General features: G+C 66.9%; 10 protein-coding genes and 1 pseudogene. 4 read left to right on the top strand and 7 right to left on the bottom strand.

Annotated features, from left to right (window positions below; all coding sequences use genetic code 11):
- Positions 1-9: 9 nt before the first annotated feature.
- Genes HL666_RS30930 through HL666_RS30920 form a run of 3 tightly spaced genes read right to left on the bottom strand, consistent with a single transcriptional unit; the run spans position 10 to position 2725 of the window.
- Positions 10-1023 (bottom strand): ABC transporter substrate-binding protein, encoded by a 1014-nt coding sequence (locus HL666_RS30930; protein WP_172185320.1) that lies wholly within the window; start codon positions 1021-1023, stop codon positions 10-12.
- Positions 1024-1061: 38 nt separating this feature from the next.
- Positions 1062-1928 (bottom strand): ABC transporter permease, encoded by an 867-nt coding sequence (locus HL666_RS30925; protein WP_172185318.1) that lies wholly within the window; start codon positions 1926-1928, stop codon positions 1062-1064.
- A 17-nt stretch (positions 1929-1945) separates the two neighbouring features.
- Positions 1946-2725, bottom strand: coding sequence for an ABC transporter ATP-binding protein (locus tag HL666_RS30920; protein ID WP_172185316.1), 780 nt, complete (start codon positions 2723-2725; stop codon positions 1946-1948).
- A 116-nt stretch (positions 2726-2841) separates the two neighbouring features.
- Here HL666_RS30920 and HL666_RS30915 point away from each other — a divergent pair, with 116 nt between their 5' ends.
- Positions 2842-3507: a response regulator transcription factor gene (locus tag HL666_RS30915; RefSeq protein WP_012046528.1), complete on the top strand. Its 666-nt coding sequence runs from the start codon at positions 2842-2844 to the stop codon at positions 3505-3507.
- Positions 3482-4888, top strand: a complete 1407-nt coding sequence (locus HL666_RS30910) for a sensor histidine kinase (RefSeq protein ID WP_172185314.1) — start codon at positions 3482-3484, stop codon at positions 4886-4888. Before HL666_RS30915 ends, HL666_RS30910 begins: the two co-directional genes overlap by 26 nt.
- Before the next feature lie 316 nt (positions 4889-5204).
- Here the strand turns inward: HL666_RS30910 and HL666_RS30905 are convergent, their stop codons facing one another.
- Both HL666_RS30905 and HL666_RS30900 read right to left on the bottom strand, forming a co-directional pair.
- Entirely contained in the window at positions 5205-7538 is a 2334-nt protein-coding gene (locus HL666_RS30905) for a xanthine dehydrogenase family protein molybdopterin-binding subunit (protein ID WP_172185312.1), read from the bottom strand.
- A 245-nt stretch (positions 7539-7783) separates the two neighbouring features.
- Positions 7784-8659: a dihydrodipicolinate synthase family protein gene (locus HL666_RS30900; RefSeq protein ID WP_172185378.1), complete on the bottom strand. Its 876-nt coding sequence runs from the start codon at positions 8657-8659 to the stop codon at positions 7784-7786.
- Positions 8660-9060: 401 nt separating this feature from the next.
- Between HL666_RS30900 and HL666_RS30895 the strand changes: the two genes are divergently transcribed.
- Positions 9061-10140 (top strand): J domain-containing protein, encoded by a 1080-nt coding sequence (locus tag HL666_RS30895; protein ID WP_172185310.1) that lies wholly within the window; start codon positions 9061-9063, stop codon positions 10138-10140.
- 106 nt (positions 10141-10246) lie between these two features.
- Entirely contained in the window at positions 10247-11383 is a 1137-nt protein-coding gene (locus tag HL666_RS30890) for a GGDEF domain-containing protein (RefSeq protein WP_172185308.1), read from the top strand.
- A gap of 23 nt (positions 11384-11406) precedes the next feature.
- On the opposite strand, the gene HL666_RS30885 is transcribed toward HL666_RS30890, so the two are convergent.
- The gene (locus tag HL666_RS30885) at positions 11407-12336 is read right to left on the bottom strand and encodes a CobW family GTP-binding protein (RefSeq protein ID WP_172185306.1); all 930 of its coding nucleotides are present in this window, start codon (positions 12334-12336) and stop codon (positions 11407-11409) included.
- Positions 12333-13838, bottom strand: a pseudogene (locus HL666_RS30880) (amidohydrolase family protein); the annotation flags it as partial. The pseudogene HL666_RS30880 and the gene HL666_RS30885, both read right to left, overlap by 4 nt.
- Between the last annotated feature and the right edge of the window lie 143 nt (positions 13839-13981).

Here is a 13981-nt window from a genome sequence, read left to right as displayed (position 1 = left end):
AGTGCGGCGTCAGCTGCCTTTCCTGTCGCGCAGCTGGGTGACGAACATGTCCTGCCAGTTCGCCGGCTTGACCTTGATCGAGCCGACGCCGTGCATGAACTCGGCGATCTTCAACACCCCCTCCGGCGTCGCGGAGAACCAGGTGTCCTTGTCCTGCAGCATCTCGAGCACATCCTCCTTGGTGGTCTTCACCTTGGCGGTGCGGGCGTAGATCTCGGCGGCGGCGGCCTTGTCGTTGGCGATCAGGTTGCAGGCCTCGTCGAGCGCGTCCAGGAAGGCCTGCACGACCTTCGGATTGGCATCGACGAAGCGCTTCGGCGCGAACACGACGTCCATCGTCAGCCGTCCGAGGACGTCGGCGGAATTGGCGACGCGGCGGATCTTGGAATCCTTCAGCTCGATATAGGAGAACGGCGGCGAGGTGAAATGCGCCGTGATCTCGGTCTTGCCCGAGGTCAGCGCCGCCACCGCTTCCGGATGCGGCAGGCCGACGGTCATCGGATCGAGCTTGGCGTAGTTCTCCTTGCCGAACTCATGCGCCGCCATCATCTGCAGCATGACCGCCGACAGCGAGGTCTTGATGCCCGGCAGCGCGATCTTGTCGCTCGGCTTGAAATCCTTCAGCGACTTGATCTCGGGATTGTTGGTGTTCATCCACAGCGACGTCGAGGAGAGGCCGCTGACGCCGACCACCTCGACCGCCGGAATGCCCTTGGCCTTGGCCCACAAGGTGATGAAGCCGGGCGCGCCGGTGCCGGCGATGTCGAGCGAGCCGGCCATCATCGCATCGTTGATGATGTTGCCGCCGTCGAGCAGCTGCCAGCTGACCTTGAACGGACCTAGCCCGGCCTTCTCGGCCTGCTTCTCCATCAGCTTCTGATCCTCCATCACGATCAGCGGCAGATAGAGGATGCCGTAGCCCTTGGAGAGCCTGATCTCCTTGACTTCGGCCTGCGCGGCGGTGGCGCCAAGCAGCGCGGCGAGGCCGATCGCGGCACCCGCGAGTGATTTGCTCCAGGACATGTTTGTCTCCCTTACCCAGTCGTTGTGGTTATAGCCGATCAGTGCTGCATGCCCCAACGCCGCACCGTCTTGCGTTCGATGGTGGCGAACACGACGTTCTCGATCACGAGGCCGATGATGATCACGGTGAACAGGCCGGCGAACACGTTCGCCGTCTCGAGCTGATTGCGGTTCTCGAAGATGAACCAGCCGAGGCCGCCGGACCCGGACGACACGCCGAAGACCAGCTCGGCCGCGATCAGCGTGCGCCAGGCGAAGGCCCAGCCCACCTTGAGGCCGGTCAGGATCGCCGGGAAGGCGGCGGGGATCAGGATGAAGCGCACCAGCTTCAGCCCGCGCAGGCCGTAGTTGAGACCGACCATGCGCAGCGTGTTCGACACCGAGCGGAAGCCGGAATGCGTGTTCAGCGCGATCGCCCACAGCACCGAATGCACCAGCACGAAGATGATGCTGCCCTTGCCGAGGCCGAACCAGATCAGCGCCAGCGGTAGCAGCGCGATCGCCGGCAGCGGGTTGAACATCGAGGTCAGCGCCTCCAGGAAATCAGCGCCGATCCGCGAGCCGATCGCGATCGTGGTCAGCACGGCAGCCAGCGCAATGCCGACGCCGTAGCCGATCAGGAGCGTCTCCAGCGACACCAAAGTGCGCGCCGGGATCACACCATTGGCGACGTTCTCGAAAAATGCCGACAGCGTGTCGGTGAAGGTCGGAAACAGCAGGGGATTGCCGAGCCACACTCCGTAGGCCTGCCACAGCGCGGCCAGGGCCACCAGGATGATGGCCTTGCGGACCGCACCGAAGCGGTAGATGCGTTCCAGCCAGGACAGGCTCGCCTCGACCTTGACGTCGCCGAGGGGCGTCTCTGCATTGACGATCTCGGGGCGCAGCGCCAGCGTCTCGCTCATGATCTCTCTCCCGTCCCTCAGTGATGGCCGAACAGCATGTCGTTGATGCGTCCTTCGAGCGCGACCTGCTCGGGCGAGCCCATCGTGCCCGGAGGCACGCTGTTCAGCTCGGCGCGGACGCGGCCGGGATGCGGCGACAGCAGCAGGATGCGCGAGCCGATCTTGATCGCCTCCTCGATCGAATGCGTCACGAACAGCACGGTGAAGCGGGTGTCCTGCCACAGCTGCAGCAGCTCGTCCTGCATCTTGCGCCGGGTCAGGGCGTCGAGCGCGGCGAACGGCTCGTCCATCAGCAGCACGTCCGGCTCCATCGCCATGCCCCTGGCAATGGCGACGCGCTGCTTCATACCGCCGGAGAGCATGTGCGGATAGGAATCGATGAACTTGGTGAGGCCGACCTTGTCGATGTAGGATTTTGCGCGCTCCTGCGCCTCATCAGCGCTCAGCCGGCCGCTCGCCGTCAGCGCGAACACGACGTTCTCGCGCACCGTCTTCCACGGCAGCAGCTGGTCGAATTCCTGGAACACCATCATCCGGTCCGGACCGGGCTCGGTAACCTCATTGCCTTTCAGCCGGATGCGGCCCTCGGTCGGCTTGAGGTAGCCGCCGATCGCCTTGAGCAGGGTGGACTTGCCGCAGCCGGAGGGCCCGAGCAGCACGAAGCGGTCGGAATCGAACACCTTGAAATCGACGCGATAGGTCGCCGTGACCAGCGTGTCCGGCGTCTTGTACTGGAGCGTCACGCCCTCGACGGAGAGCAGCGGCTCGAACTGGGATGGTGTCTGATGGACGGTCATGCGTCCTCCCTCTATGTTGCAGCGCGAAATTTCGCCTGGTGCACTTCGGCGCCCTTGTTCGAAGTGATAGAGGAGGAGACTGACGCGAACCTGACTCCGGGACTGAGACGACGACCTTGCGCATCCTGCTGGTGGAAGACACGCCCGAGATCGGCGCCGCCGTGACCAGCCGGTTCGAGCGGATCGGCTACGCCGTCGACTGGGAAAAGGACGGCCGCACCGCGAGCGAGCTGATCGAGGTGCAGACCTATGACCTCATCGTGCTCGACGTGATGCTGCCGAACATGGATGGCTTTGCCGTGCTCAAGCATTTGCGCAAGCGCGGCCTGCGCACGCCGGTGCTGGTGCTGACCGCGCGCTCGGCGGTCGATGACCGCATCGGCGCGCTCGACCTCGGCGCCGACGACTATCTGATCAAGCCGTTCGACTATCGCGAGCTGGAGGCACGGGCGCGAGCCCTGCTCCGCCGGGCGGCCGGGCAGTCCGACAATCTGCTGACCTTGGGGCCGCTGGTGATCGATCGCGCCGGGCGAACCGCGAGCGTCGCCGGCCAGCCACTCGACCTGACCCGACGCGAGCTGACCGTGCTGGAGATCCTGGCCGCGCGCCCGGGCCGCTACGTCGCAAAGGAGGAGCTCGTGGAGCAGCTGTTCAGCTTCGACCAGGACCCGAGCCCGAACGCCGTCGAGCAGTTCATCGCGCGTCTCAGGCGCAAGCTCGCGGCAACGACCGTCGAGATCAAGACCGAGCGCGGCCTTGGCTATCAGCTCCACGCTTCGTGATCTCCGGACCTCGCTGCGCGCGCGGCTGCTGATCGCGATCGGCGCGATCCTGGCGGTCGGCGCGGTCGTGCTCAGCCTCGCCGCCTGGCAATATGCGGCGACGGCCGCGCGCGATGCCTATGACAAGCTGCTCGCCGGCGGCGCCGTGCAAATCGCCGAAAACATCTACATGCAGGGCGGCGTGGTGACGCTGGATCCGCCGGCGGCGGCGTTCGCGACCTTGTCGGCCTATGACCACGTGTTCTACCGCGTCACCGATCCGCGCGGCGTCGTCGTCGCCGGCTATGACGATCTCACGATCCAGGCACCCAAGAGCGCGCTGCGCGAAGGCGTGGTGCTGCGCGATGGCGTCTACCGCGACCAGCCGGTGCGCGTCGCCGCGGTGGCGCGCAGGCTCGATGGAGCCTCCGGCGACGGCTGGAGCGAGATCGTACTGGCGCAGACGTTGCGCGCGCGGGACGCGCTGACCTGGGATCTCGCGTCGAAGGCCATCGGCCTGATCGCGGCGATGAGCCTGCTGGCGCTGGTCGCGACCGCGTTGTGCCTGCGGCTGGTGTTCGCGCCGCTGACGCGGATCGAGGCCGAGATCGTCAAGCGGCGGCCGGATGATCTCAGCCCCATTGCCATGACGCCGCCGCGCGAGGTCCGCGCGCTGGTCGGCGCGATCGACGGCTTCATGCAGCGCCTCGCCGAGCGCATCACGCTGATGCAACGCTTCATCGCCGACGCCACGCATCAACTGCGCACGCCGCTGGCAGCGATCGATGCCGAGGTGGAGCTGCTGAGCGATCAGAGCAAAGATCCGAAGACGCTCGACCGGCTGCGCGGCCGCATCGGGGATCTTGCCCGCCTCACCAGTCAGTTGCTCGATCACGCGATGATCCAGCACCGCGCCCAGGCGCCTCGCCTTGCGCCGACCGACATCAACGCGCTGGCCAAGTCCGTGCTGTCGCAGAGCGTGCCGCTGTCGCTCGACCGCGAAGTCTCCGTGAGCTTCGTGGAATCCGACGACGATGTCGTCGTCGCAGCCGATGCCATCAGCCTGCGCGAGGCGCTCGCCAATCTGATCCACAATGCGCTGGCGCATGGCGCGCGGACGCGGCTGATGGTGAAGGTGGAGCGGACAGCGGAGAGTGTCGCGATCGTCGTCTGGGATGATGGGCCGGGCATTGCGGCGGAGGCGCAGGCTGGATTGCTGGTGCCATTCCAGAAGGGCGCTGGCTCGCACGGCTCCGGGCTCGGACTCGCGATCGCCAACGAGGTCGCACAGGCCCATGGCGGAAGCTTACGCTTCGGCGGCAGAGCGGGTGATTTCAGCGTGAGGCTCGAGCTGCCGATCAGCGACAGCTTAGCTGATCCGTCCCCTATCAGACCCAAGTGAAGAAACGTCGAGATTAGACTCGAGCTGCCGCTCCGAAGCCGGTGAGCTCCCCTCCCCCTTGCGGGGAGGGGTCGGGGGTGGGGGTCCCCGAATGACGCTGAATGTTAGGAAATTAGATCATCGGCGACTGATGCAGTCCAGCTTTCGCACTCGATCAATCCGCGAGCACGGCGAGATTGATTGGCGCGCTCAACTACGTTCGGCGCCCGGAGACCCCCACCCCCGACCCCTCCCCGCAAGGGGGAGGGGGGCGCAGTGTGCTTGTGGTAAGGGCTCGGATCCAAAGGGCTCTGATGAAAGCCGCTGTGCTCCGGACTTACGCCGCCGCCTTCCTGGCCTTCGCGTCCCGGATCGCCGCCCACACCTTCTCCGGCGTCAGCGGGGTCTGCAGGTTGGTGATGCCCAGTTCGAACAGCGCGTCCATCACGCCGTTGGTGACGCAGGGCGGGCCGCCGATGGCGCCGGATTCGCCGCAGCCTTTGGCGCCGAGCGGGTTGGTCTTGCACGGCGCGGAATCGTCGAGGGTGACTACGATCGGCGGCACGTCGTCGGCGCGCGGGATGCAGTAGTCCTGATAGGTCGCGGTCAGGAGCTGGCCGTCGGCGTCATAGGCGACGTTCTCGTACAGCGCCTGGCCGATGCCCTGCGCGACGCCGCCATGGATCTGGCCGGCGACCAGCATCGGGTTGACGGCGACGCCGACGTCGTCGACCGTGGTGTAGCGCACGACGCGGCTGATGCCGGTGTCCGGATCGATCTCGACCTCGCAGATATGCGTGCCGTTCGGCCAGCTCGGGCCATCCACCTCGCCCTCGCTGTCGACCGACAGCTTGGCGCCCTGCTCCTTCTGCGCAATCTCGAACAGGCTGATGCGGCGGTCGGTGCCGACGACGGTGAGGACACCGTCACGATATTCGATGTCCTCGACCGCGGTCTCCAAGAGGTTGGAGGCCTTCTCGCGCGCCTTAGTGATCAGGTCGTTCGACGACACAGCGACCGCGGTGCCGCCGACGAACAGCGAGCGCGAGCCGACGCTGCCGAACCCGGTGGCGAGATCGGTGTCACCTTGCACGACGTCGATCTTGTCGAGCGGGATGCCCAGCGTGTCGGAGATCATCTGCGTGTAGGTGGTTTGCAGCCCCTGCCCCATTGCCATGGTGCCGGAATGCAGGATGACGCGGCCCTCGGACGTCGCATGCAGCGACACCTTCTCGGTGTGGGCGCGGCCGCCGGTCCATTCGATGTAGCTGGTCAGGCCACGGCCATAGAGCATGCCGCGCTTCTTGGCCTCGCGCTTGCGCGCGTTGAAGCCGTCCCAGTCGGCGAGCTTGGCGGCGCGCTCCAGCATGTGGGCGAAGGCGCCGGAATCATACACCTGGCCGACGGCATTGGTGTAGGGCAGCTGCGCCGGCTTGATGTAGTTCGCCTTGCGGATGGTGCGCGGATCGATGCCGATCTGGCGCGCGGCGGTGTCAAACAGCCGCTCGACGATGAACACTGCCTCGGGACGGCCGGCACCGCGATAGGCGCCGACCGGCGCGGTGTGCGTCATGACGGTCTTGATCTCGAAGTGCACCAGCGGCAGGTCGTAGACGCCGGTCTGCACGAACGGGCCGAGCACCAGCGGGATGATGTTGGCCGCGCCCGAGGAATAGGCGCCGGTGGCGCCGATCGAGCGCACGCGATAGGCCAGCACCTTGCCCTTGGCATCGAGCGCGAACTCCGCGGTCGAGGTGAGGTCGCGGCCATGGGTGCCGCCGACGAACTCGTCGGTGCGCTCGGCGCGCCAGCGGACTTTCTTGTTCAGCTTGGTCGCGGCATAGGCGACGATGCCGTCCTCCGGATAGAGGTTGGTCTTCTGGCCGAAGCCGCCGCCGATGTCGCCGACCAGCACGCGGATGCTCTCCTTCGGCCGCTTCAGCACGGCGTCGGCGAGCACGTCGCGGGTCGAGGCCGGGGTCTGCGACTGCACGTACAACAAGAGCCGGCCGGTCTTCTTCTCGATCTCGGCAATGGTCGAGCGCGGCTCCATCGCGGAGGGCACCAGACGCTGGCTGGTGATGTCGAGCGAGACCTTGTGCGGGGCGCTGACGAAGGCCTGCTCGACCTTGGCGGCATCGCCGTAGCTCATCGCGGCGACGATGTTGTCGGGCGCCTCGGCCCAGACCGCAGGCGCGCCCGGCTCGATCGCCTTCACAGGATCGGTCACGGCCGGCAGCACCTGGTAGTCCACGACGATCGCCTCGGCCGCCTCCTGCGCGATCGTGCGCGACGTGGCGACGACGGCCGCGACGGCCTCGCCGGTGAAGCGGACGGTCTCATGCGCCAGCAGGCGGCGCGGCGGCACGGTCATCGGCTTGCCATCGGGACGCTTGAAGATCGCGAGCGTCGGGATGCTGCCGACGTCGTCGGCGACGAGATCCGCGCCGGTGTAGATCGCCTCCACGCCCGGAATGTCGCGGGCGGCAGCGCTGTCGATCGAGAGGATCTTGGCATGGGCGTGCGGGGAGCGCAGTACGTAGAGCCAGAGCGCGCCGTCTTCCGGCTTGTCGTCGATGAACTGTCCCTTCCCGGTCAGCAGCCGCTGATCCTCCAGACGTTTCACGGGCTGCCCCGCACCGAAGCGCATGTTGTTGGGAAGAATGTTCATTCGAGAATCCTTGGCCAGTTCAATGTAATTGCATGGGATTTTAGCGGATTTGCCGCCCGACACAACCACCGCCGTCATTCCGGGGCGCGCGCAGCGCGAGCCCGGAATCCATAACCACGAACGGGAGTCTGAAGGCTCGGCCTCTCCCGACGTACCCCAAGAAGGACACGGCGTATGGATTCCGGGCTCAGCCCTTCGGGCTGCCCCGGAATGACGGCGGAGAGAGCGGGGCCGTCATCTGAGTGTCACCCCAGGCTGAGCAGCACCTCTTCGACGACCTTGCGCTGCTCTGATGTCAGGGCAGCCTGCGGCGGCACGGGGTCACCGACGTCGTAACCCTGAATCGACAGGCCCGCCTTGATGCAGGCGGCGAGGTTGAAGCGGGCGAAGGCCTCGTTGATGCGCCACAGCCTCTTCTGCAGCGCGAGCGCATCGTCCCAGCACGACGCCTTGCAGAGATTGTAGAGTTCCACGCTCTGGCGCGGGATGATGCAGGCCGGCCCCGCCATCCAGCCCTTGCCGCCGATCAGCATCACGGCTGCCGGAATGTGGGAGGAGGCCGCGAACACCTTGATGGCGTCACCGCAGCGATTGATGATCGACAGCAGGCGTCCGGTGTTGGTCGAGGCATCCTTGATGTAGTTGATGCGCGGGTGCTCGGCGAGCCGGGCGATCACGTCGAGCGACAGGTCCGAGCGCTGGAATTGCGGATTGGTGTAGATCACCACGGGCACATCGACGGCATCCGCGATCGCGCGGAAATAGGCTTCGATGCCGGCATCGCTGACCGGGAAATAGGCTTCCAGCACGGCCAGAATCCCGGTCGCGCCGCGCTTCTGGTAGGCCTTGGCCTGCGCCACCGCATCGGCGATCGCGGTCGAAGCCACGCCGGCGATGACGGGAACGCGCCCCTGGGCTGCCTCGATGGTCGCCTCCACCACCGCCATGCGCTGGGCGCGGTCGAGATAGGCGAACTCGCCGGTCGAGCCGAGCGGCGTCAGCCCGTGCACGCCGGCATGGATCAGGTCATCGCAGAGCCGCCCGAGCACGTCGGTGCGGATTGTGCCCTCGGCATTGATCGGAGACGCGAGATAGGGAAAGACGCCATGAAATTCGGTCATGCAGCCGGTATAGCGGCCGGGCCGCCGCTTCGGCAAGCAGACCGCCTGCCCACACGCCGCGCGGGGAAGCCCGATGCGCCTCCGGCGGATGACGGCCGGTCAGCCGGCCCGCCGTTGAATCCGGCTTCAAACCCTCTCTTCGGCAGGAGCGTCGCGGAGGTCGGGGAGCCGATCCGAGTGGCGCGATTCAATCTCCGATTGCGCTCATCACGACGCGGATGTACGCGCACGATGGTTCCGAACTCGGCAGAAATGGCTGCCGAGTTCGCCATTTTCAGTCATTTTTCCGCCGGATTGACCGATCATCATGCCAAGCGGAAACAGTTAGTTCGAGTGCTCCAGCGTAAATTCGCCGTAGGAATTTCGATCGGAGACGAGGGAAGCCTGCAGCGAGTGCGACCATGAAGACGCTTTACGATTTACTCGGAGCTCTTCCGGACGATGACGCTGAGGACATCCGGGCGGCCTTCCGCAAGGCGGTCAAAGAGAGCCATCCCGACATCAATCCCGGAGATCCCGACGCCGCACTGCGGTTTCGACAGATCATCCGCGCCAACGACATTCTCGGCGACAAGGAGCAGCGCACGGCCTACGATCGTCTGCTCGGTGCCGCGCGGGACGAACATCGGCAGGAGTCCAAGCTGGCCGTCGCAGCCAGGGTGCACAAGGTGGCCTCCGGCGTGATGGCGCTCGCCGGCGCCTCCGCTATGGCGCTGACAGGCTATCTGCTCTTCACCCATATGTCGGCGGCGTCCGTCGCGCCCCTCGAGCCGATCGTGGTCGCGACCAACAAGGTCAAGCCGCACGAGGTGCCCGCCAACCCGATCGAAAGCGCGTCCGTCGCGCCGACGGTAGGCGAGGCGGCTGCGAATGCCGGCAGCGAGCCGGCGGCCGGCGTCACCACCGGCAGTGCCGCCACCCCAGCCGAGCCGCTGCCAATCCGGGTCAGCAAGGTCGACGCGGTCTCTTCAGCCGAGCAGGAGCATGCGTCCTGCGGCCAGGCAACGACTGCCGCCTGCGTCTCGGACGCAACCCTGCCCGGCGGCACGACGTCCAACGAGGCCCGGGGCTATCGCGACCGCGGCATGGCGTCGTTCCAGAAGGGGGATTTGAACGCCGCCCTGGCTGACCTCGACGCCGCGATTCAGCTCGATCCGCGCTACTACGACGCCTACATCGATCGCGGCATCGTGTTCTACCGCATGCGCAAGTTCGACCGCGCCTTCGCCGATGTGGCCGCGGCCAAGCGGATCGAGAAGACCAACCGCGCCGTCCTGGACGCGATGGCCAAGCGCCAGCCGCTGCGCCCCCTGAAGCTCGACCCGCCCAAGCCCGACATGCGGGCCGACGTCAAGGCCGACATCAAGGCGGACGCGCCGAAGGCAGAAACGCCGAGAGTGGCAGCCGCGGCGACGATGTCGCCGCGGATGTCGACGGCGACGCCGATCTATGCGACGAGCGACCCCAGCCGCGCTCCGTGAACCGGACCGAAGACGCATTGACGAAGATTTAAGGTAATTGCGAACCTGCGGCGCGGAGAGCGGCCGCGGCCATCAACTGTTAGGAAAGCTGTCTCATGGTGGCGCCATGGGACATGGGCTGCTCGCAAAATTCATTCATCCGAATCCGGCGATCCGGCGCGAGCTCGTCGATCTCCTCTACACGTCCCTGCCGCAGGTGATGTCGATCAACGCGGCCGCGATCACCGGGTCGGTGACGCTCGCGGTCATGCATCGCGACCCCGGCTATATCGCGATCACGTTCGCGATCATCGTCAATGCGATCGGTCGCGTGGTCAGCCTGCTCCGCTACAAGCAGCATGGCGGGCGCCTGTCCGACCCCGACGTGATTCTGTGGGAGAAGGTCTATGCGGCCGGCGCCGCGGCGTTCGGCCTTGCGCTCGGCGCCCTGACCTTCCGCGCCTTTCAGCTGAACGACGCGCCCGGCGCGTGGATCGCCTTCGGTCTGTCGATGTCCTATTGCGTGGGCATGGTGTCCCGCGCGGCGATCCGCCCGTGGGTCGTCCTGACGACGACGGCCGTGCTGTTCGCACCCACGCTGATCGCCGGGCTGATGCGTCCCGAACTGCCCTATCAGCTCGGCGCGGCGATGCTCGTGCTGTTCTGGTTCTCGATCCGCGAGGCGTCGCGCCATCTCAGCACCGCCTTCATCGAGCGGCTGGAAGCCAAGCACGCGCTGGCGCGGCAGGCCAACCACGATTTCCTGACCGGGCTGCCGAACCGCGCGGCGTTTCTCGCCGCGCTCGAACGGACGACTGGCAGCGTAGCCATCGTTGCCATCGATCTCGACGGCTTCAAACCCGTCAATGATCGGCACGGCCATCATGCCGGCGACGAGCTGCTGCGTCAGGTCGCGATCCGGCTATCGGACTGCGTCGGATCGGGTGGCCTTGCCGCACGTTTCGGCGGCGACGAGTTCATGCTGCTGCGGCCGGTGGCCGGCGGCGCACAGGGACGCGACGACGCGCTGGAGCTCGCGCGCGAGGCCGTCCGCGCGCTGTCGATGCCGTTCCTGCTTTCCGATATCCCGGTGCTGATCGGCGCCAGTGCCGGTCTGCTCGTCAGCGATCAGCCGCTGACCGATGAGGCGGTCGACGAGCTGCTGCGGCGGGTCGACGATGCGCTCTACGTGGCCAAACGCGCCGGCGGCGGCGGATGCACCTGGGCCGAGGCCGGCGCAACGACGCTGCGCCAGGCGGGCTGAGCACGACCATCTCTCACGCGGATCTACGGCTCCTCCACACCTCGCAGGAGAGCGCCCAGCTCGTCCGCATCGAACTCACCCTCGCGACCGATCAGCACGAGCTGCGCCGTGAGCCCGTCGGCCGGCGACACCGGCGAGGGCGCCAGGGTGCCGCGCGTCGCCACCGACTGGAACAGGATCGGCTGAGTGGGATGTTCGGTGAACAGCAGAACGCCCTTGATGCGCAAGGTGCGGGGCGCGATCCTGCCGATGACCTGCTGGAAGCGCGCCAGCGACAGCGGCGCTTGCGAGGTCCAGGTGACGGTTGCGAACGGGAGCGGCGAGCTCGGCGCGCGCGGCGGCAGCGTGCGCGGCGCGCGCAGGTCGCGGCTGAACAGCAGGTCCGGCGCAACGTCGCCATGCGCAATGTCGAAGATCGCCGATTGCGGCTTGTAGCGGCCGACGACGGCGCGGACCTCGTCGAGCGCGTCGCGTGCGATGAGATCCGCTTTCGTCAGCAGCACGAAGTCGGCGGCGCGCAGCTGCGAGCGCCACAGCCCGTCCTGCTCCAGCGCCGGCTCGTCATGCAGCCGCTGTGGATCGACCAGGGTCACCACGGTCTCGAGCGGCGCGACTTTGAAGATGACGGGGTCCATCAGGTTGCGGATGATCTCGGCCGGATCCGAGATGCCCGACGTCTCGATCGCAATGGCATCGGGCGCCGGATCGCGCTTGATCACCGACGACAGCGTGCGCAGCAGGTCACCCTGCAGCGAGCAGCAGATGCAGCCGTTCTTCAGGCTGATCACTTCCTCGGTCACGGTGCCGAGCAGCTGCGCATCGATGTCGACGGCACCGAAATCGTTGACGATGGCGGCGATGCGCCGGCCGTCGGGATTGGCGAGCAGATGGTTCAGCAACGTGGTCTTGCCGGCGCCGAGCGCGCCGGCGACCAGCAGGACCGGAACGATCATGACAGCACGGGCCGGCGCACCGCGCGTCCCGGCCGCGCATCGCGCACGAGATCGCCGTCGCTGATGACGGACGCACCGTTGACGAGCAGATGCCTCACGCCCTCGGACGCCCGGTTCATGTTGAGAAAGTCGGCGCGGTCGCGAAGCCCTTCGAGATCGAGCACCGCGATGTCGGCGTCGCAGCCGGCCTGCAGCCGGCCCTTCTTGCGCATCGCCGGGGTCGAGGTCTCCAGGATCTGCGCCGGGATCAGCGTGCACTTGGCGATGCCGTCCATCAGCGACACCGTCTTGCGGTCCAGCACCCATTCGCGCAGGAATTTGGTGAAGGTCGCCGATGAACGGGGATGCGACACGGCGTCGTCCGGCAGCGGCCACGCGTCGCCGGTGTAGTCGGTGCCGTTGGCCAGGATCCACGGCATCGCATCGGAGGCGATGGCGCCGCCCGGGAACAGCACGGAGACGTCGAGCAGATCACGGTGGCGCTGGTTCACGGCGACGTCGAGGAAATGGATCAGCACCAGCGCGCCGGGATCCTCCTGCTGCCGTTGCAACAGCTCGTCGCGGCTGCCCAGACGATGCCGCTCGGCCACCATCTCGATCGCGTCATAGCCGGTGCCCATGCGCTGGCAGAAGGCGGGATCGGCGAAGAAGCCGGCGCCGACCACCGTCGAGCCGGTGCCGTAGGGATAGGCCTCCGTCGTGACCTTGAGGCCCTGCCTCTGCGCGGTCTGCACCAGCTCGGCGCAGCGCTCGACGTCCTGCAGGCTGGTGCTGTTGAAGTGACAGATGTGCATGTGCGCGCCGGTCGAGCCGGCCAGGCCGATCAGCCGCGTATAGGCATCGACCGAGCTGCGCGGGTCGACATTCGACATGTAGGCGATGTGAGTGTAGGTCGGTACGTCCTGCTTCGCCGCGAGGCTGCACAGCTCGGACAGCTCCTTCATGCCGGTCCCCGGCGCGTAGGCGTTCGGGAAGGCGATGCCGAGGCCGCCCTGGTCGAGGGCCTGCTTGGTGCGCTCGACGATCTCCGCGGTCTCGGCCGGTGTCGCGACCTCCTCGACCCAGCGTTTGTCGCGCATCGCCTCGCCCATGCCGCCGATGGTCGAGGCGGTCTGCTGCGTCGTCATCGTCGCGATGCGCGCGAACACCCAGCCCGCTGCCGCGCCGTAGTTGAGCGTACGGCCGATCGCCGCCTGTTCATCATACCAGCGCGCCACCGGCATCACGCCGACCTCGAGCTCCAGCGTCGTGGTGACGCCGTCGAACGCCTGCATGCGGTCCGCCGGCAGCGACTGGCCATGCGCGTGCAGATCGATGAAGCCGGGCACGACCACGAGGCCCGCCGCGTCGATCACCCGATCGGCCGCACTGCCGACGTCGCCGACCGCGGCGACCGCGCCATCCTTGATGGCGACGTCCGCCGTCGTGTCGAGGTTCGTTTCCGGGTCGAGCACACGCCCGCCGCGAATGATCAGATCGTATTGAGGCATGAAATCAGCTGGGCTCGCGAAGTGGAACTGCCGGAAGCCCTAACACGGATGCGCGGCGATGAGAACGCGGCGGGAGAGATCGATACGCGCCGAGCCATGCGTCGCGCACCTATCAGTTCGTCCCTGCGGCGACGCTCTTCCCCTGACGCAACGGA

The sequence above is a fragment of the Bradyrhizobium aeschynomenes genome, assembly GCF_013178945.1.
GTDB lineage: Bacteria > Pseudomonadota > Alphaproteobacteria > Rhizobiales > Xanthobacteraceae > Bradyrhizobium > Bradyrhizobium aeschynomenes.
This window is presented reverse-complemented; position numbering and strand designations above follow the sequence as displayed.

Coding starts and splice junctions, on each gene's coding strand:
- HL666_RS30930 (WP_172185320.1), bottom strand. CDS start 1,023: ATGTCCTGGAGCAAATCACTCGCGGGTGCCGCGATCGGCCTCGCCGCG.
- HL666_RS30925 (WP_172185318.1), bottom strand. CDS start 1,928: ATGAGCGAGACGCTGGCGCTGCGCCCCGAGATCGTCAATGCAGAGACG.
- HL666_RS30920 (WP_172185316.1), bottom strand. CDS start 2,725: ATGACCGTCCATCAGACACCATCCCAGTTCGAGCCGCTGCTCTCCGTC.
- HL666_RS30905 (WP_172185312.1), bottom strand. CDS start 7,538: ATGAACATTCTTCCCAACAACATGCGCTTCGGTGCGGGGCAGCCCGTG.
- HL666_RS30900 (WP_172185378.1), bottom strand. CDS start 8,659: ATGACCGAATTTCATGGCGTCTTTCCCTATCTCGCGTCTCCGATCAAT.
- HL666_RS30895 (WP_172185310.1), top strand. CDS start 9,061: ATGAAGACGCTTTACGATTTACTCGGAGCTCTTCCGGACGATGACGCT.
- HL666_RS30890 (WP_172185308.1), top strand. CDS start 10,247: ATGGGACATGGGCTGCTCGCAAAATTCATTCATCCGAATCCGGCGATC.
- HL666_RS30885 (WP_172185306.1), bottom strand. CDS start 12,336: ATGATCGTTCCGGTCCTGCTGGTCGCCGGCGCGCTCGGCGCCGGCAAG.